Origin of the sequence: Photobacterium ganghwense (genome assembly GCF_017329545.1) — a bacterium.
Taxonomy (GTDB): Bacteria; Pseudomonadota; Gammaproteobacteria; order Enterobacterales; family Vibrionaceae; genus Photobacterium; species Photobacterium ganghwense.
This window is the reverse complement of sequence record NZ_CP071326.1, coordinates 174,967-193,581: the sequence shown is the minus strand read 5'-3', so window position 1 is coordinate 193,581 and position 18,615 is coordinate 174,967. Positions and strand designations below refer to the sequence as shown.

General features: G+C 49.0%; 16 protein-coding genes and 2 pseudogenes. 9 read left to right on the top strand and 9 right to left on the bottom strand.

What is annotated here, in order from left to right:
- Positions 1 to 21: 21 nt before the first annotated feature.
- Positions 22 to 1,053 carry an AraC family transcriptional regulator gene (locus FH974_RS16830; RefSeq protein ID WP_047887709.1) on the top strand — a complete coding sequence of 344 codons (1,032 nt, stop codon included), beginning with the start codon at positions 22 to 24 and terminating at the stop codon, positions 1,051 to 1,053.
- A 264-nt stretch (positions 1,054 to 1,317) separates the two neighbouring features.
- On the opposite strand, the gene FH974_RS16825 is transcribed toward FH974_RS16830, so the two are convergent.
- The 3 genes from FH974_RS16825 to FH974_RS16815 form a co-directional block, all read right to left on the bottom strand.
- Positions 1,318 to 1,794 carry a hypothetical protein gene (locus FH974_RS16825; RefSeq protein ID WP_084712703.1) on the bottom strand — a complete coding sequence of 159 codons (477 nt, stop codon included), beginning with the start codon at positions 1,792 to 1,794 and terminating at the stop codon, positions 1,318 to 1,320.
- 117 nt (positions 1,795 to 1,911) lie between these two features.
- The gene (locus tag FH974_RS16820) at positions 1,912 to 2,421 is read right to left on the bottom strand and encodes a porin family protein (RefSeq protein ID WP_047887708.1); all 510 of its coding nucleotides are present in this window, start codon (positions 2,419 to 2,421) and stop codon (positions 1,912 to 1,914) included.
- A gap of 297 nt (positions 2,422 to 2,718) precedes the next feature.
- A complete protein-coding gene (locus tag FH974_RS16815) occupies positions 2,719 to 3,615 on the bottom strand; it encodes an AraC family transcriptional regulator (RefSeq protein ID WP_053061952.1) in 897 nt (298 codons plus the stop codon).
- Positions 3,616 to 3,924: 309 nt separating this feature from the next.
- On the opposite strand from FH974_RS16815, the gene FH974_RS16810 reads away from it, so the two are divergent.
- Positions 3,925 to 5,076, top strand: a complete 1,152-nt coding sequence (locus tag FH974_RS16810; protein ID WP_047887707.1) for an iron-containing alcohol dehydrogenase — start codon at positions 3,925 to 3,927, stop codon at positions 5,074 to 5,076.
- A gap of 320 nt (positions 5,077 to 5,396) precedes the next feature.
- On the opposite strand, the pseudogene FH974_RS16805 reads toward FH974_RS16810, so the two are convergent.
- A pseudogene (locus FH974_RS16805) lies at positions 5,397 to 6,005 on the bottom strand (murein L,D-transpeptidase catalytic domain family protein); the annotation flags it as partial.
- A 277-nt stretch (positions 6,006 to 6,282) separates the two neighbouring features.
- Between FH974_RS16805 and FH974_RS16800 the strand changes: the two are divergent.
- On the top strand, positions 6,283 to 6,954 hold the full coding sequence (locus FH974_RS16800) for a PAS domain-containing protein (protein ID WP_207103956.1): 672 nt from the start codon (positions 6,283 to 6,285) through the stop codon (positions 6,952 to 6,954).
- A 78-nt stretch (positions 6,955 to 7,032) separates the two neighbouring features.
- On the opposite strand, the gene FH974_RS16795 is transcribed toward FH974_RS16800, so the two are convergent.
- Both FH974_RS16795 and FH974_RS16790 read right to left on the bottom strand, forming a co-directional pair.
- The gene (locus FH974_RS16795; protein ID WP_207103955.1) at positions 7,033 to 8,979 is read right to left on the bottom strand and encodes a putative bifunctional diguanylate cyclase/phosphodiesterase; all 1,947 of its coding nucleotides are present in this window, start codon (positions 8,977 to 8,979) and stop codon (positions 7,033 to 7,035) included.
- Entirely contained in the window at positions 8,979 to 9,476 is a 498-nt protein-coding gene (locus tag FH974_RS16790; protein WP_047887705.1) for a putative pterin-binding protein, read from the bottom strand. Before FH974_RS16790 ends, FH974_RS16795 begins: the two co-directional genes overlap by 1 nt.
- Positions 9,477 to 10,308: 832 nt before the next feature.
- Between FH974_RS16790 and FH974_RS16785 the strand changes: the two genes are divergently transcribed.
- On the top strand, positions 10,309 to 11,058 hold the full coding sequence (locus FH974_RS16785; protein ID WP_207103954.1) for a sulfite exporter TauE/SafE family protein: 750 nt from the start codon (positions 10,309 to 10,311) through the stop codon (positions 11,056 to 11,058).
- A gap of 9 nt (positions 11,059 to 11,067) precedes the next feature.
- Here FH974_RS16785 and FH974_RS16780 read toward each other — a convergent pair whose 3' ends face one another.
- Positions 11,068 to 11,208 carry a hypothetical protein gene (locus FH974_RS16780; protein WP_157038334.1) on the bottom strand — a complete coding sequence of 47 codons (141 nt, stop codon included), beginning with the start codon at positions 11,206 to 11,208 and terminating at the stop codon, positions 11,068 to 11,070.
- A 407-nt stretch (positions 11,209 to 11,615) separates the two neighbouring features.
- On the opposite strand from FH974_RS16780, the gene FH974_RS16775 reads away from it, so the two are divergent.
- Positions 11,616 to 12,665 carry a hypothetical protein gene (locus FH974_RS16775; protein ID WP_047887702.1) on the top strand — a complete coding sequence of 350 codons (1,050 nt, stop codon included), beginning with the start codon at positions 11,616 to 11,618 and terminating at the stop codon, positions 12,663 to 12,665.
- A gap of 282 nt (positions 12,666 to 12,947) precedes the next feature.
- The gene (locus tag FH974_RS16770; protein WP_053061949.1) at positions 12,948 to 14,060 is read left to right on the top strand and encodes a hypothetical protein; all 1,113 of its coding nucleotides are present in this window, start codon (positions 12,948 to 12,950) and stop codon (positions 14,058 to 14,060) included.
- Here FH974_RS16770 and FH974_RS16765 read toward each other — a convergent pair.
- Complete coding sequence (locus FH974_RS16765; RefSeq protein WP_422894371.1) at positions 14,043 to 14,960, bottom strand: LysR family transcriptional regulator; 918 nt, start codon at positions 14,958 to 14,960, stop codon at positions 14,043 to 14,045. The two genes, FH974_RS16770 and FH974_RS16765, sit on opposite strands and share 18 nt — an antisense overlap.
- Before the next feature lie 180 nt (positions 14,961 to 15,140).
- On the opposite strand from FH974_RS16765, the gene hisC reads away from it, so the two are divergent.
- Positions 15,141 to 16,247, top strand: a complete 1,107-nt coding sequence (gene hisC, locus FH974_RS16760; RefSeq protein ID WP_047887700.1) for a histidinol-phosphate transaminase — start codon at positions 15,141 to 15,143, stop codon at positions 16,245 to 16,247.
- Positions 16,248 to 16,317: 70 nt separating this feature from the next.
- Positions 16,318 to 17,092 (top strand): annotated as a pseudogene (locus tag FH974_RS16755) (ABC transporter substrate-binding protein).
- A 195-nt stretch (positions 17,093 to 17,287) separates the two neighbouring features.
- Here FH974_RS16755 and FH974_RS16750 read toward each other — a convergent pair.
- Complete coding sequence (locus FH974_RS16750; RefSeq protein ID WP_047887742.1) at positions 17,288 to 18,178, bottom strand: LysR family transcriptional regulator; 891 nt, start codon at positions 18,176 to 18,178, stop codon at positions 17,288 to 17,290.
- 188 nt (positions 18,179 to 18,366) lie between these two features.
- On the opposite strand from FH974_RS16750, the gene FH974_RS16745 reads away from it, so the two are divergent.
- On the top strand, positions 18,367 to 18,597 hold the full coding sequence (locus tag FH974_RS16745) for a DUF1656 domain-containing protein (protein WP_047887698.1): 231 nt from the start codon (positions 18,367 to 18,369) through the stop codon (positions 18,595 to 18,597).
- The last annotated feature ends 18 nt before the right edge of the window (positions 18,598 to 18,615 follow it).

Sequence of the window (18,615 nt, the reverse complement as noted above, 5' to 3'; positions counted from 1 at the left end):
TCAGCCCTGAAGACTCAAACCATGTCTGTGTCCCCTCCCCTGTTCAATGCTGCCTTTACCCGGGCCATTTTTCTTCAGCCGTTACTGAAAGCACTGAACCGCCATTACAGTCTGTCGCCGGCTCAACTGGATATCCCAGAAGTCCTGTATCGTGAACCGATGCGGTTAATTCCGTTCTCCGATATCAATCGCTGGTTAGAAAACATGGAAAGACAAACCGGTGACCCGGCGTTTATGGTCAAGCTGGCTGAAGATTTGACGTTTAGAGAGATGGATAGACTCGGCGAGTGGTTTTTATCCTCACCGGAATTGGCCTTATCATTTCGCCGAATCAATTACGGTACCAGCTGTCTGCAGGCCGGAGCGACGTTTTACGGCGAACAGTCCGGGAAGTTCATCAAATGGTGCTACGACAACCATTTTTCGCACGGTCGAGGACGGCTGCATGACAGCCTGCGCATGGCAATCATGTTCACCAATACCCTGCGCGACTTTCTGGGTCATAATTACCAACCCCTCAATGTCGAGATCTCTGGTCCTCCCTGTGGTGAGAAAGCACTGCGGGCATTTTTCGGTTGCGACATTCGCTGGAATGCCCCTAAAACCAAAGTCTGGCTGTATGTTTCTGTGCTGGAGCAGAGTAATCAGCATTTGTATCAGAGCCAGCGCCCGATGATGCTGTCTAACCTGGAGCTGGATGAATTTCTCAATATGCCCCAGCCCCACGATGCCGCAAAAACGGTCTATGAAATGATCAATTATTCGCGCTGTTTCGGTTTTCCGTCACTGGATACCGTGGCCGGAAAATTCTCGCTGTCACCTCAGCAATTTCAGCGACGTTTGCGTCTTTATGGCTGGAACTTCACGTCAATTACCAGCTATGTGCTGTGTAATCAGGCTATACAGTATATGCAGGCGGATATCCCCATTGCAGAAATTGCAGCCAAACTGGGCTACTCGAACGTGCAAAGTTTCAGCAAGGCGTTTCAACGTCAGCGGCGAGAGACACCAACCCAGTACAAAGAAAAATTGCTGGAGCGGATGCGCCACTGAAGCCTCTCGCCTGCATCACTCTCTGCGCTGTCGTTGCCAGAAGAAATGAGGTGCAAGGAACTGGACACAGAAAACCCAACCAAGGCATGGTTTCATGCCCCTTTAAGAGTAGGATTTGAGGTTTAGGTTTAGGTTTAGGTTTAGGTTTAGGTTTAGATTTAGATTTAGATTTAGATATTGGGCAGCGACTGACTTTTGGTTAAATCAGAAAATGAACGCGACCAAAATCAAAGGCTGCACATTCTTCAGATGAGGCTAACCCACTCAGATTTGGCGGCTACAGTGGAGGATAAACCGCTGGTTAGGCGTGATATGGTGGCGCATTTCAAAGCGTGCGTGATTTTCATCCCCGAATTCAGGTTCAAAGAAAATTCGGTATCCCAGTAAATCACGTAGTGCATCCGCGTCAAAAGGGTTGAGGTTGTCGCGGTCCACCTTGATGTTACGTTGTAACAAAACCGGTTTCAGCACATACTGCTTACCGTTGTGAGACAGTTGATAATCCACCGTCATGGTAAAATCCAGCGCGATCTCATCACCCTGGCGGGTTTGCACCCACTCCTGAGAGTGGATCGTGCCGTCGTGATTGAAATGATACGTTGTCCATTCCCGGATATTGTCAGGCGTATCAGGGCGCAGGCAACGCCAGGTGCCGCCTTCCAGACTGGTTGCGCCGGCCATACCTGAACCTGCCAAACCAGACAGAAAAACCATCACCTGTACAGCTTTACCCAACCGCATCCGTTTAACTCCTGATATTTATTTGATTACAATCAGTTATAGCAGGTATTCGTGGTAAGCAAAAGCCACAAAAAAGGGGAAGCCAATGCTTCCCCTGTCTTCATATCCGGGATGGGATTAGAAGTGGTAGTCCACAGACCAGACAACTTGCTGGGAGTAGTCGATCTTGGTGTTGTTCTCTTTGTAATCCTGATCCAGGTAACGGTAAGTCAGATCTGTTGACCAGTTGTCGGTGATTTTGTACATCGCACCTACCTGGCCGCCCCATACAAAGTCAGATGAGCTGTCGTTGTTAATTTCGCTGTCAGCAAAACCGGCAGATACACCCGCAAACAGGTTCACTTTCTGATGAACTGGCAGTAGGTAATCGTATGAAGCCAAGAACATGTTTTGCTCTGACTTATCCATATAGCTGTAAGTACCCATCAGACGGTGGTGATCGTTGATGATGGCACCACCACGCAGTTGGTAAGTCGCATCTTCGCCGTTTTGTTCGTACTGACCTTTTACGTTGTCGTTCTGGTAACCAACACCGCCACCAACAAACCATTCAGTGTCAGCAGCAAATGCAGGAGAAGCAGCCATTACAGCCAGTGCCAGTGTTGAGATTGCAGTGATTTTTTTCATCTTTTTTGCTCCTATCTCTTCCACTCAGCCCGGTCACACCTGACCGACCTGTTGAAAAAAAATTGTGTGTAAAGTTTGTCTTCGTTAAACACCTTACACCTGCAACCTTAACCACAACTTAAAATATAAAACATCGTTTTTAATCTGAATGCACGCTGAACGGCACATTTTTTTCGCCACCACTTTTATGAATCATACGAAACGGTATACCAAACGTTGCGCAAGACATCTGATGCTCAAAAGGCAAAATGACCGCTTTCGATCAAAGCCACCGCGCAGCATTAGCGAGCCCACTCCTCAGGCCAGCGCCAGTTGTCCCGCCTTGCTCGGCGGCAAGCCAAAATACCGCTTGAACTCCCGACTAAACTGGGTTGGACTTTCATAACCGACTTTTATCGCGGCCACATTAGCGGGCATCCCTTCCTGAATCATCAGAGTTTTTGCTTTGTTCAGGCGAATTTTCTTGATGTACTGTAACGGTGGATCGGTCACCACTTGCTTGAAGGTTCGGTGAAATGCTGAAACGCTCATCCCTGCCATTTCCGCCAACTCTTCAATCGACAATTTCTGATCGAAGTGAACCTGAACATGGTTAATCACCCGCGAGACTTTCGACAGAGCACTGTCCTGCTTACAATATTGTGACAGCAGGTATCCCTGCTCACTTTTCAGTAACTGAAAATAAAACTCTCGCAGTAACTGGCGCCCAAGGACTTTGGCATCCAACGGTTTATCCAGGCAACTGAGCAGTCGACAGACACTGTCTTCAATTCCCGACGTGATTGGCGTTACAGCGACCCCACGGCCAGACTCTTCACGCCAACACAGCGTACCATCGTCATGCTGTTCGACGCTATCCACCAGCTCCTGCAATAGGGTTCGATCGAAATCAATATCAATGCCAATCAACGGCGCGTCTTCAGATGCAAAAGTTTCACAGGCGATAGGGTATGGCGTTGCCACAATCAGGCAATGTTCGGTATCGTACTCAAAACGATAATCGTTGAGATGACCAATCTTATTCCCCTGTAAGATCACGACAACCCCTTGCTGATACATCTGAGGTGTCACTTTGTGGTATTTGTTGATTCTGAACAGGCGAACGCCAGGAACCTCGGTCTCAACAATTCCGGCCTGATGGCTCAAACCATAGTAATGGCAAAGCTGTTCACCTTTTTCCTGACACTTTTTCATCGTGGTATTCCCAAATTGGATGCTTTCTCTGAACCTGAGTTTCACCGCCATCTTAGGCAGGGTTGGGGCGGAAAACAAGGTAAATGACTGAGTGACTCACAAAGCAGGACCCTAACCAAGACAATATGAAATCTGGCAAACCACAAGTATTTTCTGACAAACACGCCTCACTTATTTTGAGAGAAATAGGCAAGCATTAAACAGGATCGAGCATCACCTTTCAGTCTTAACTGGCGTAAACTTGTTGGCGTACTAAAACAGGCCTCACTCGCCTTATCAGTGAGGCAGTCACTACCCTGGAGACGTATCATGCAAAAATTCACCTACCAGAACCCAACTCGCATCCATTTTGGTGAAGGCCAAATCGCCGCTATCGCCAATGACATTCCGAAAGACAAGAAGGTACTGGTGATTTATGGTGGTGGCTCCATCAAGAAGAATGGCGTGTACGAACAAGTCAGCGCAGCACTTGCTAGCCATGAATGGGCTGAATTTGCCGGTGTTGAGCCTAACCCGCAATATGACACCCTGATGAAAGCAGTAGAGAAAATCCGCAATGAGAAATTCGACTACCTGCTGGCCGTTGGCGGAGGATCTGTGATTGACGGTACCAAGTTCATCGCTGCGGCAGCCTGCTATGAAGGTGAAGATCCGTGGCACATTCTGGCCAAGCAGCATACGGTAGAAGCTGCGCTGCCACTGGGTTGCGTACTTACCCTGCCTGCCACAGGCTCAGAGAGCAACAAAGGTGCAGTGGTTTCACGCGGTAAAGACAAACTGGCTTTCATGACTGACAAAGTCCAGCCACTGTTTGCGGTACTTGATCCAACCACCACGCTGAGCCTGTCTCCGCGCCAGGTTGCCAACGGCGTTGTCGATGCCTTTGTCCACGTCATGGAGCAGTACCTGACGTTCCCGGTGAATGCCAAAGTACAGGATCGTTTTGCAGAAGGCCTGCTGCTCAATCTGATTGAAGAAGGCCCGAAAGCACTGGCTACCCCGGATGATCTGGATGTGCGCGCCAACATCATGTGGACCGCCACTCAGGCATTAAACGGTCTGATTGGCGTGGGGGTGCCTCACGACTGGGCAACTCACATGATTGGCCATGAACTCACCGGTAACTATGGTATCGACCATGCCCGTACCCTCAGCATCGTGCTGCCTGCGGTCATGAAAGAACGCCGTGCCGACAAAGAAGCAAAACTGCTGCAATATGCTGAGCGTATCTTCGGTATCCGTGAAGGTTCTGTTGATGAACGCATCGACGCGGCCATTGAGCGAACCATTGCTTTCTTCAAAGAAATGCAGGTGCCAACTCGTCTTGCCGACGTGAAACTGGGCGAGAGCGATATTGATGTGCTGATGAGCAGCCTTGAAAGCCACGGTATGACAGCACTGGGTGAACACGGCAACATCACTCTGAACGACAGCCGAGCGATTCTGGAAGCCGCACTCTGACAGAAACAGGTTAAACGCCAGTTTGCTGGGACTCTAGGTGCCTGAAAAACACGCTCCTGTACCTCAATGAAAACGCCCGAGGCTGTATCAGCCTCGGGCGTTTTTTATCCGGAGCCGTTTCAACCCCACCGAAATATCAACTTACTGCATATTCAATGCATGGCTCGCTACAAGCTATCAGGCTCAACCCGCGCTAGCATTTCCCCGGCCGACACCGGTTGAGCCGCCAGCTGAGACTGGTGTTCGTTGGGCTTATTACCCGCTAAATGAGTAGCGTCCAGTTTAGCTGTCGCCAACGGAAGTTGCCGTCCCTGAGTGTAGCGGGAGGCCAGAATAATGCTGCCACCTTTAATCACATCGATAATCTCACGGTTTTTTTCCGGTGGCAGTGCCGGGCAGCCCCAACTCCAACCAATAAAATTGTTATTTTTCAGAAAGTCCGGCGATGCATAATTGGCCCCGTGGATCACGATATGACGTCGACGAGCATTATCGTTCACCCCTTCCGACAAACCGTCCAGGCGCAAGGAGTAACCATATTTACCGTAATAGGTTTCTGCGGTCTTATACACGCCCAATGAGGTTTGCCGAGAATTGACCGTGTTGGAAAACTTGGTCGCGAAAGCGCCACCACTTTCAATACCGTGGGTGGTGAAAGTATGATACTTCAGTTTTTTTTCCAAGAGGTCTATCACGTAAAAACGACGCTGATAGGATGGACGGTTAAAATCGATGAGCACCAGATGGTGATTAGCGCCGGAGCCATGGCTGAGATAGGCGTCAACACCTTCTTCAAGCAGGCTATAGTCCAGTACCCCCTGCAATCTTGCAGACTGATACACATCCTTGGCTAACTTTTCTGCATACTCGCTCGGGCTCGCCAGAACTACAGCAGGAAAGTACAACAGGCAGAGAAGTTTTTTAAGCATATTGTGTTTACGACTTTGTCATTATCTTTGTATTCATTCTCACATCTAATAATAACAGACTGCATTTGAATAGATTTGTTTTTTATTACTGGCTCTACCAGCTACGCAAAATTATGCAACTAAAACCGCAAAAAGGTCACAAAGTCATCAAAACTGCAACTCTCGGGGGAATTTCCCCAACAAAAGTGGGAAATTCCCCTACTTTTTTTAAATTACAAATTGCTAAAATAAGCCTGTGAAAATCGATCAGAATACATATTTATCTGTCCTTATTCACATGCTAGAAAACACCCCAACGCCAGCAGGGCTGAAGTCAAAAGACGGCGTGTTTGCGTACGCTAACCAGGCATACCGCACTCTGGTCAACGCACCGGATAACATCGAAGGGCTGACAGACGGTGATCTACCATGTGATACGGCTCAATTTGCGCCCGTGTTTGTCCAACAAGACAGACAGGCAATGGCACAAAACAAGACAATCACCACAATTGACATCCATCACTACGCGCATGGCTTTGATGCCTACACGTTCGAGAAACGTCCGATAGTGATTAATGGTGAGACATGGGGGATCCAGTTCAATGCCATAAACCTGAAAAAGTGGGTAAATCTGGCAACGTTTGCCGAAGTGTTTGCTCTTGATAAAACAAACGCCTCACTCTGTACCCTGACGCCACAGGATGTACAGTTAACCTCATCCCAGGAAATCGTGCTCTTCTGGCTGTTAAGGGGACGCCAGACTAAACAAATTGCACAATTGATCCATCGCACTCCGAAGGCGGTGGAAAAGCAAATCGCCAACTTGATCACCAAGTTTGCTGATTATGGCGTTACTAACCGCGCCTCTCTGATTGAGTACGCACGCAGTCATGGATGGCTGTCTGTCATCCCTGAGCAACTGTTCAAACGTCCGGTTTCTGCCGTTATAGATGAACAAGGCCTCAACTGAGGCCTTGGGGATGTCTTCGTTAAACGTCATCGCTAACGCTTAGCTTGTTAAAAAAGTGTGCTTCAGCCACATAGCCTACTAGACAGATGTCAGCAGTGTTTCCGCCAAACGTTCCGAGGCGGACAACGAGGATGAGCCCACCCGTTGCTGCTGCATATGACTCAGCTTTACTACCATTTCCTCGCCGGATACTGGCCTGCTGAACAAAAAGCCCTGACCGTAATCACAGCCTTCAGCAAACATTTCAGCGTATTGCGCCTGCTGTTCAATGCCTTCGGCCACCACTCGCATACCCAGTCCTTTCGCCAGGGTAATAATGGCGCGGATAAAGCGAATATCGTAGCCGGACTGATGAATTTTCCAGATAAAGCTTTTATCAATTTTCAGGATCTGAAACGGCATTTCCTGTAAATGGCTGAGCGAGGAATACCCGGTACCAAAATCATCCAGCGCCAGCTCTACCCCCATCTCCCGCAGCTTTGGCAACACATTGGCAGAATTTTCAATATCATGCGATGCCGTATCTTCAGTGACTTCCAGTACCAGATCGTTCGCCGACATCCCGGTTTTAGTCAGCAAGCGCTGGACTATCTCCGCCAGATCACAATGCGAATACATGGTCGGTGAAATGTTCACTGCCACCCGGATCGCCGGGAGCCCGGCCTGTCGCCAGCGAACATTCTGCTGGCAAGCCTGTTCCAGCGCCCACTCATTCAGCGTTTGCGCCAACCCGGATTTCTCTGCGATATCGATCACTTCTGCCGGGGAAATATCGCCGTAAATGTCATGATGCCAACGAACCAGTGACTCAACCAGCTTGATGTCCCGGGTTTGCAGGCACACAATCGGCTGATAAACCTGCCTCACCTCACCACGCATCAGCGCCTGGCTTAACGCATCTGTCAGCACCCGCTGGCGAATGGCCTTCTCATTCATATACGGCTCAAAAAAGCAGTATGAGGTTCCGCGGGTCTTCTTCGCAGTATACATCGCAGTATCTGCATGGCTCATCAACTGCTCTGCCTCAGCCGCATCTTGCGGATAAAGGCTGATACCGATGCTCATCTGGGCTAACTGGCGGTGCCCGTCAACCTCAATTTCATCGTCAAACTGTTGTTTGATTCGTTCAATAAGCTGCAGGCACTCGCCCCTTCCCTGCACGGCAGGCTGAAGAATGACAAACTCATCGCCCCCCAAGCGGGCAACTTTACATCGTGCAGGTAATTCTGACAGCCGTCTGGCCACTTCTTTTAAAAAGATGTCTCCCGCACCGTGCCCAAGGTAGTCATTCACGCCCTTAAAGTTATCCAGATCCAGGGTATAGAGGGCCATTTGCTGATTTTTCCCCGGCTCCAGCGATATGATGGCGTCTTGCAGACACCCGTTGAAACAGGCACGGTTTGGCAATCCGGTCAGAGGGTCACGAAACGCCTGACGCCGATTAATCCGGCTTTCCCGAATCACCAACAAAATCAGCATTGCACCACTCAATAACAAACCGTATAAGTAGTAGTCTTCTCCTGTATGGGCATCAAAGATACGGGTCAGGTTGTCACGAGTCGACTTGATTGAAAAATTGTTAACATAAAATTCCCGCACCTGTTTCTGAATCGGAGCAAACTCACGCATCAGCCTTTCCGCTGCCGGGTCACCACCGGTTAGTGCAAATACCTCAGGTTCAAACCGTTCCAGCTCATGTTTTAGGTTCTCCAGCAGCTCGACCGCACCGTGGCGTTCTCGGAACATCCGGTTTTCTTCACCAACCGCCAGTACATCAATCCGACTCCAAAGAATGTCAAAGCGAAGCTGAACGTCCGCAGCACCTTCAAAATCCAGCGCAACCAGCTGCAACGAGTGCATAAACTGGTAGAGTTCACGATCCAGTTCCGACACCGCCCAATTGACCGCTTTCATTGAACCGGTGATCAGTTCCGTGACATGGTGATGGCGCAGAGAGCTGACCACAGAACTGATTGCAAAAATGGCAACCGTCATCGACAACAGCAGTATCTTTATCTTATACATCAATACACAACCAGCTCGTGTAGTTGCCAGACCATATCTTCATGGAACAGCGTCGTATCTAATTCAGGGTAATCCGACAACGGCAGAATCAGCCATAACGGGCCTTTATCCCGAACCCTCATGTACTCACCATCGGTTTTAATGGCAATAATGACCGGGTATTTGCCCAGGACCTCCATGTTCAACTCGGCCTGATAACCGTTCAGCCCTTTTGCCACAACCCTGTGCCCTTCGGCCTGCAACTGATCCAGCAGATCGGTCAGTAATACGCCATCGTACCGATGCAGGGTATCCGTCCAGGGCGTCAATGTGACTACCTGGGTCTGCGGAAACTGTTCCAGCATCTCACGATCAAACTGCGCAGCGCGGTTCAGATTCGTGTGATGAATGGCACCGCTCACCGACAAAATCACATCCATTTTCGGTGTCGGAAAAACGGAAGCATTACTGACAAAACTGCTGAGGGAGATAAGAAATAAAATAAAAAATCTATTCATCCTGATGTCTCTGGCTGACTGTATCCTGAATTAACGTTGCTTATCAGAAATACCCATTAGGGGGTAACTCATATTGTTTCCCACGGTTTATTTAAATCAATGTAGGTGAATGCTTCTCTGGTCGGCGTTGATTGAAGATAGATATTCCCACCCAAGTCTCTACTTGTTTAGGTGGTTTAATTTAAATATCAATATGATTTGTAAGTGAAAAGAACGTAAGAAATGCGTTGTGCAAACGTGCAGCGATACATAATCTCAAGTATTCATTAACGAAAATTATATGTTAGGCTAATAAAATTGCAAAGCGTATCATGCACATAAAGCATACTTCAGCCATAGAACATCATTCTGTAAACATCATACGACGTCAATTATTTGAAAAGATAAATTCCAATTAAATAAATTATTAATAATTTTTAGAGAAAATTATCACGTTCTGTAATTCTTCTTCCATATATTGAGTGGGTTTCAATAATCACTGTCTATCAAACAGACGATGAGCAAAAAACAAACACCATGCAAAATAAAATGAATTGTTATCAATATATTTGTTACAAAATATATCTTATTGCGTAATCGGCACCTTCCAAGTCACCAACAGCATTAAATCGCTATATGTTAATGGAAATGATTTCCAATCACTTTAAGTGATACAAATATTTATTGTTCTATCTCCTGCAGCAACGCTTACTTTCACAGAAAAAATAACAAGCACGTCACATTGACACGTTTCCAGGTGTATGTGAATTTAGACTTCACTGTTCACATTTCAGTCTGTTCAAACCGTTGTAAGGCTGTCCACTTCAATTTCAATGAAAGCCCCGGAGATCACATGCTGGCTGATTTTGCCCTTTCTGTCACTGACCTGCTCAGTTTAGGCACGTTCACCATCATGACCTCTGTCGTGGCCGCGGTATTAGGATTTGGCGGAGGCATGCTGCTAATCGCGATCATGCCATTCTACCTGCCGGCTGCTGCCATTATTCCGGTACACGGTGCCACACAAATGGTCAGCAACATCAGCCGGGCGATGTTTTCCTGGCGCGAGGTGTGCTGGTCACTGCTTCCGTCGTACCTCATAGGTGCAATAACCGGTACTCTTCTCGTCGGATTGACTGCCGTTAGTCTGGCAACCGAATACCTTCCCTTGTTTATTGGCAGCTATATATTGATGAACATCTGGCATCAGGGATTTATGCGATGGGTGAGCCGATTTGAATCCATGTTTTTGGCCGGGTTTATTCTGAGCGGCCTGTCACTGTTGGTCGGTGCGCCGGGTCCCCTCTTTCATCCTATGATGATGAAGAAACTGTCCGATAAGAACCACCTTGTGGCCACCACCGCCATGATGATGACCATTGCCCACGGACTAAAGCTGATTCTGTTTGGCTTAGTGGGCTTTAATTACCTGTCGCAATGGCCCTTGCTGACCACCTTAGTACTTTGCGCCATTCTTGGCTCCTGGCTGGGCACACGGGTACGCCACCGCAGCCAGAACCAACATGTCCTGCTGCTGATAAAAATCATTCTCAGCCTGCTGGCCCTCAAAATGATGCTGTCTGTGTGGCTGACTTATCAATAAACTTGCAGCTCAGACTTTCTGGGTAAAACCTCCCGTACGGTTATACACGACTCGTCTCCCCACGGGTTTCAACATCGCATGAAACCCGTGGAAATCCATCAGCACATCGTTACAGCGACGCTCATCAGCAATGTCAGCGGCAGACATCATCGCTTGGTCTTCCTCATCAAAATGAATTCTTCGACCGCTATTGCCTTGGCCATTAACTGATTAATCACTTTGGTCGCATTTCGTTCAGAACAAGTGTGATGATGTGCCCAGATCTCAACACCAAATAGCGTTTTTTTGCCATTACGTGATTTCTTTAATAAGGTTCGCGAGGTTGTCACGTTCGCAAAATAGGATGACTTTCAGATGTTTGGCTGTGCCAACTGCATATTGCTGACTGGCAAGGAATGTGGTCATACAGCAATCATGACGAGGTTCACCTGTTACGTTGCCTCGCGAATGCACCACCCATAACCATGAGTTAATGGTATGACCGGTATCGAGCAAAACCGGTACCCGGAAATACATAACCCATGACAATAAACCAACAACAATAATCAGAATCAATTATGAAAAAGATAGCTATTTCACTTCTCGTTACCTCTGCTCTGGCGTCTGGAGCAGTACACGCAAACGTCGGGGATTACGCCGTTGTGCTTATTCACGGCTTCCAACCGGGGCAACTGCAATCGAAACCTGATGCCACAACGGTAACTCAGGATGGCGCCGCTTACTGGCAAAACTATTGGCTCAGTCAGGCTGATGCCCGAATTGACTGGCCGTCACACGAGCGCATTGCCGATAAAATATCCACCGATTATCTCTGGCCAAAGCTGAAGGAACTGTCCCAGAACGGTACCTGCCAGCCGGGTTGCGTATTAGTGACGCACTCCACCGGGGATTTGGTTGCCCGATACCTGCTGGATAATCAAGCTAACTGGCTGGAAAATGCAGGACTGCAGCCACTGAATATTGTCGCAACGTTTGACTTTGCCGGTGCTGGCGGTGGTTCCGAATTGGGCGATTTAGCCGTTAATATTGCCGAAGGCAGCGGGACCTGGAACAGTTTAATGAAGTCAGCCATTGCCATGTGGCTGGGAGAAACGCCGACCAAAGACAATACCGGCGTGCTCAACGATTTGCGTGTTGCCAATGCCCGCCAACTGGCGGCTTTGCCAGACAGCCGCGTACCCCGCATCCGTTTCGCCGGTGACAGTTCTGACTACCTGGGAACGACCTCCGGCTTTTTGCCAGGCAACGATGACGGGGTCGTCGCCAGCCATTCATCCTGCGGGGCCAGTGTCGCGGGAGACTACAGCAGTTGCTCGGTAAAAGTGGCATTTAACGGCAAGCTGACCGCGCAATCCGGTGGCGTCAGCCAGTTCATGCCCTTCCATTACCCTCTGCTGATGGGCTCGGACTACAGTCACAGCAGCCTGATTCAACAGGCCCACCAAGGTCAGGTGACCACGGCAACAGACAGTGTCACCATGCTAAGTGGTCAGGCGATAAAACCGGAAACCAGCGATGAATGGTACTGGCTCAATGGCAGTTACTATCGCTACGTCAACGGTTCTGAGTCGCAATCGATATCAGAAATTGCACATTCCTATTTGTAATTTCTGCTGATAGAGCTGATCTCAAAGGCTTTGGTTACGACCAAAGCCTTTGTTCGTGTCTGTATGCAAGCGGCTAAAAATTTAGCTTTCGGACATAACTTCAGTGGTACGGTGAGCCTGCAGTATTTTTCATCGGAAACAGTTAACAAATTATAAAATCCGTTTGCCTAATGCTGTTCTCCCCTCGCTTTTATGTGACACTTTTACCGGTCGCTTTACCTTGCGCCATTCACCAGAAGTGTTTTTTCAAAGCCCTTCACCAAGGGCTGGACATCGAAAACTATGAAAAAGAAACCTCTTATTCTTCTTACCGGCGTGGCTGTCGGTGCAGGCATGCTGTTGGTTCAGGACAAACTGGCGAGCCAATCTTCCGCTTCGGCTTCATCCGCAACCGTTGCTTCTTCCGAACACTCGCCTTCTCTGGGTAATAACACGTCTTTGAACGAAAAACCGGCCCATATCAATCAAACACGTCAGGATAATGAAGGCGCACCTAAGCAACCGGCGATAGCAGAGGCCATTTCTGAAGCAGTAACAGACGATGTGATGACAGAGTCTATGACCGAACAGTTTGCTATCTTATCCAGCGCCTATGCTGATGCGCTTAGCTACCCCTCTTACTCTCAGCCTTTAAATCCGCACGATACCCAATGGCTTGAGCCCGAACGCTACAGCACTGTCAGTCTGCCGGTACTGGATGGCGACGCCCAAGCGGCATTGAGCCTTGAAAAATATCGCTTTATTTACCCGGAGCCGATCACTATTTCAGTCTCAGGAACCTTACCTGTGGAGGCCATGACCATTGAGCTGCTGGATGTTGAAACTCACCACATCCTTTTCAAGCAACGGGTTAACGAAGCATCCCTTGAATTACCAGGTAAAACAGACTGGCCGCAGGAAATAAGGGTCAAAGCAACCATTGATTTTACCTCTGGCACTGATGTGTTAACGGCAGATTTTCACTATTACCAGCCAGTCGCTGAAATCACCCAGGTTGAAGCACCTTCCTCAGCCGGTTCCGATATAGCCATTCCGGTCCAGATTCAGGTCGAACAAAGCGGTATCTATCGCATTCGTGCCAATTTGTTCACCCAAAGTGGTCAACCCATCGCAGTGCTGACCGAGAAACAGAGATTGGGAGAAGGAAAACAATCTCTGACACTGAAAGCACACTACAGTGTCTTGAACGGTCACAACGATACATTGGAGCTGCGCACCATGCAGGTTGAAAAGATGTCGGGCTTTCCCGGGGAAAAAGCGCAATACGGAATCAGTCGTCAGGCAATCTGGCCGTTAGGTACCTTCAATACCCGTTTGTTGAAGCAGGCTCCCTATCAACCGAGTGCCGAAGAGCAGCAACGCCTGGATTTCCTGCGTTCAGCGGCCGGCCAGTAACCAGTCAAACAATAAATCGAGTGAGGGATTACTGCTCTGGCCAGGACGCACCAGGTAGTATCCCTTCCCCGAAGGCACACTCAGAGGATGGGGCCTGACCAATCGTCCTGCCGCCAGATCCTGCCTGGCCAGCTCAACATCACCAATTGCAATGCCGAACCCCTGAATGGCTGCACTAACCGCCAAATCCAGCGTCGCAAAGTGCTGGTTCTGAGTCGCAAAGCGCCCGGTAACGTTGGCCTGTTCCAACCACAATTGCCAGTCAGTCTGCTGCGGGGTAGCATGCAGCCAGGTAAACTGGGTAAGCCCATCAATATCAAGTTGCAGGGGCTGAGGTGTAGGGGTAGACGATGTAAGCGATAGCGCACCTGACGCTACGGTTTCCTGCAGCAGCACCGGGGAGCAAACCGGAGCCAGTACTTCTTCAAACAGCAAATAGTTTTTCCCTTCCCGACCCGGTGCCCGATCTGCATAACAGATAGCGGCATCAAATGGTTCTGTCGAAAAATTCACACTGTGCATAATGGCTGAGGTCAGTTCCACATCAATATCCGGGTGAGCCTGCTGGAATGACATTAACTTTGGCAACAACCATGACGTGACGCAGCTGGGTGCCTTCAGTTTGATTTTTAACTTTTCATTGGCGACCTGCTCCACCGCTTTTTGCAATTGCATCATTACCTGCTGCACCAAAGGCAGAAACTCATTACCTTTACGCGTCAAACTCAACCCGCGCGCGTGCCGGTGAAACAGCTTGACCTTCAGTTGATCTTCCAACGTCAGAATCTGACGGCTGACGGCTCCCTGCGTCACATTCAGGTGTTTTGCCGCCACGGTGAAATTTAGGTGCTCTGCCGTTACAAGAAACGCTTGCAACTCTCGGGTCGAAGGCATCCGCATCATTTAAACATCCTTTTTAGCCATGCATTTTTCTCATAGCTAGTATGCCGACTTTTCGATTCTTATTTCAATCCAAGTTGTTTAATTTATGTAAACGGGAATATTAAAAAGCCAATTATGAATATCCAACCATAAAGATTGGATTCTGATTGATAATCATGCATATTAGCGAGGTGGTTTGTGTTGTCACTTGCAGATAAATTAGCGCCAGAGGTAGTAAAAAACCTCATACCCTATCAGTCCGCACGTCGTATCGGCGGGAATGGACACATCTGGCTAAATGCCAATGAGCTGGAAGAAAGCGAGCTTTACGGTGAATCAGAGGGCTACAATCGATATCCGGACTTTTTACCGCAAGTTATTGAGCAGGCTTATCTTGACTATAGCAGCCATTTTACGCCTTCGGGGAATCCACTCAGTTGTCAGAGCCGTGCTGTTCGAGGTGCAGATGAGGGCATTGATCTCCTGATCCGAACATTTTGTGAACCTGGCAAGGATCGCATCATCGTTTGTCCGCCAACCTATGCCATGTACGAATTCTGTGCTGATGCATTTGCACTTAAGACCATCAAGGTGCCGCTGATCGAGGGTTTTGGCCTTGATTTGGATGGAATCAAAGAAAATTTGCCACACAGCAAAATGCTGTTTTTATGCTCACCGAACAATCCGACCGGCAACGTCATCCCGCACAGTCACATCATCCAGTTGCTTGAAGCGGCAAAAGAGACAACCCTGATTGTGGTCGATGAGGCTTACATTGAATTTGCGCCGCACACGACGGTAGCGGAACTGATTGCCAGCTACCCGAACCTTATCGTCATCCGTACCTTATCGAAAGCTTTCGGACTGGCTTCGGCTCGCATTGGATTTATCCTGGCCGATCGCAGCGTGATGACTTATTTATCACGCCTTATCGCCCCCTACCCGATTCCGGATCCTAGCGCACGCATCGCCGAAAAAGCGCTGGCTGACAGCGGCATTGCAGCGATGCGGAATCAAACTGAAGCGCTGGTTTCAGTGCGTGACTGGTTTGCCGACGAAGTGGCCTTGCTGCCGTTTGTGGAAGCGGTTTATCCGTCAGCGACCAATTTTGTCCTGATCCGATTTAATACTGACGACTGCCTCTATCGCTATCTGCTGGAACACGGCATAGTGACACGTAATCAGGCCCACGAACCTCAGCTGAAGCGCTGCGTCAGGATCTCTGTCGGTACTCAGGCAAGCATGCAGGAAACACTCAACGCCCTGAAAGCGTTCAAGGCAGCTTCACCACAAAACGCGGCGTGAACGGCGAAGAAGCACAAATCACGAGACATAAACGTATAACAACAAACAGTACGGTATGAAGAGGGATAATATGAAAAAATACGTTGGAATGGGCCTGTTACTGGCTACCACCCTGTTTGCCAATGCCCAGGCCGCCGAGCGTCCGGTCAGACTGGCATCGGACTTTACCTATCCGCCTTTTAATTACAAAGACGAGACAGGCACACCAAAAGGGTTTGATATTGAAATTGCCGATGCGCTGTGTACCGAAGCTCAGCTGAAGTGCGAGTGGATCACCCAGAGCTGGGATGGCCTTATCCCATCGCTGCTGGCCCGTAAGGCAGATGTGATCATGGCTTCCATGCGTATCACCGAAGAACGTAAACAGCGCGTTTTGTTTACCGACAAGTACTATCAGACTCCGGCACGTTTCGTCGCGGCCAAAAGCGCAAATCTGGTGATTGATAAAGCAGGACTGACCGGAAAAAACGATCGGTGTTCAGCTTGGCACGATTCACGACCGATACGTCACTGACATGTTCGGGGATGTGGCTAAAATTCAGCGCTATACCGGACAAGATGAAGTGTACATGGACATCCAGTCAGGCCGTCTTGATGCCGTATTTGGCAACTCGGATCAACTTGCCCTTGCGTTTTTAGACAAGCCTCGTGGCGCTGATTACACCTTTGTTGGCGAACCGGTAACGGACACAGCTTACATCGGCGAAGGCACTGCCCTGGCACTGCGTAAGCAGGACAAACAACTGGCTGAGAAATTCAATCAGGCCATTCAGGCCATTCGTGAAAACGGCACTTACGACCGTATCGCCAGCAAATATTTTAAATTCGACATTTACGGCGAGTAATCCCCTTCGATAAATCCAACGCGATGACGGCATATTGCTGGCATCGCGTTGTCTTTCTAATGGCCTTTCACTGTAATCCCAGACTGTTTGCCCCAGCAATATTGCCCCATGGCTCACCTCCAACCCCAATTTTTATACAGCGATACAAGGGTTCAGGAATACGGAGCGGAGCAGCTTTGGGGCGAAAATATCCGGCTATACGTGCGACACCAACTCTTCCCGCAAATGCTCAAGTAACAAGGTCAGCCGCGCCGTGTGCCGCAGCGTCGGTTGGTAGAACATGTACATTTCTACCTGGGGTATCGGGTATTCTTCCAGTAACGGTATCAGACGGCCCCGATCGAGAAGTTCCTGAACCTGGAAAATCGGCTGAAGAGCAATACCGGCACCTTCCAGTGCCGCCGCCAGCATCGCCTGAGTACTGTTAAACGTCATTCGGGATGACACTTTCGGTTCAATCATGCGTCCTTTGTCACTAAAGCTCCAGGGCGTAACCACATGCAACTGGTTATGCTGAAAACACTGATGCCCGACCAACTCCTCCGGATGGCTCGGCTTGCCGTATCGGGCCAGGTATTCCGGCGAGGCGCACGGTATGACCGGGTACGCCCCGACTTTTACTGCCACCAGACTCTCGTAGTTGTTGGAAAACTCACGAAAAATGACATCCACCCCATCCTTGCGCACATCTACCGGCTGGTTATCAAGGACAAGATCCAGCGTCAGAGAGGGATATTTCATCTGGAAGCGGGCCAGTAACGGGGAGAGTAAAGAAATACCAAAATGTACCCCGGACACAATTTTCAGGTGACCATGGGGCTCATGCATTTCCCGGTAAATGTCTTCCTCTGCGGCGGCCAGCTCCGACAAGATGTTCTTGCAGCGCCGGTAGTATTGCTCTCCGGCAGTGGTCTGACTCTGAAACCGAGTTGATTTATTCAACAGCTTTGTGCCCAGCGAGGCTTCCAGCCCGCGGATATGCTTTCCGACCATCTGCGAACTGATGCCTTTTTCCTCGGCAACAGCGGTAAATGAGCCCAGTTCGACCGCCCGGACAAAGATTTCAATACTGGTTAACCGATCCACACCCAGCCCCGATTGGAAACAAAATTTGGATAATTTTAACACTAATTTGAAACCAATAGTTTCAAGTGTTTTCCATATTGACGACTTTATCCTTTACCAACATGTGATTAACATCACACTTGGAAATCTAATCCTGAGTCGACCGGCTCGTCAAATTCCATTGATTCTGCTTAAGAGTGTACGACGTGATGTTTGATCTTCTCGCGATACCCCAAGTCCCCAAAGAGGTCGCTATTGGTGATGTGTACCTGCCACCGCTGATGGTAGCTGGCATCTTGGGGTTAGTCTGCACTTCCCTCACCGTACGGCTGCTGAATAAAGTGCGATGGCACCGGTTTATTGCCAGTCCACCGCTGGTCGAACTGGCTCTGACCGTGCTTTATACCCTCTGGTTCGGCACGTTTGTTTTTCCTTCATGATTGACTGTTGAGAGTATG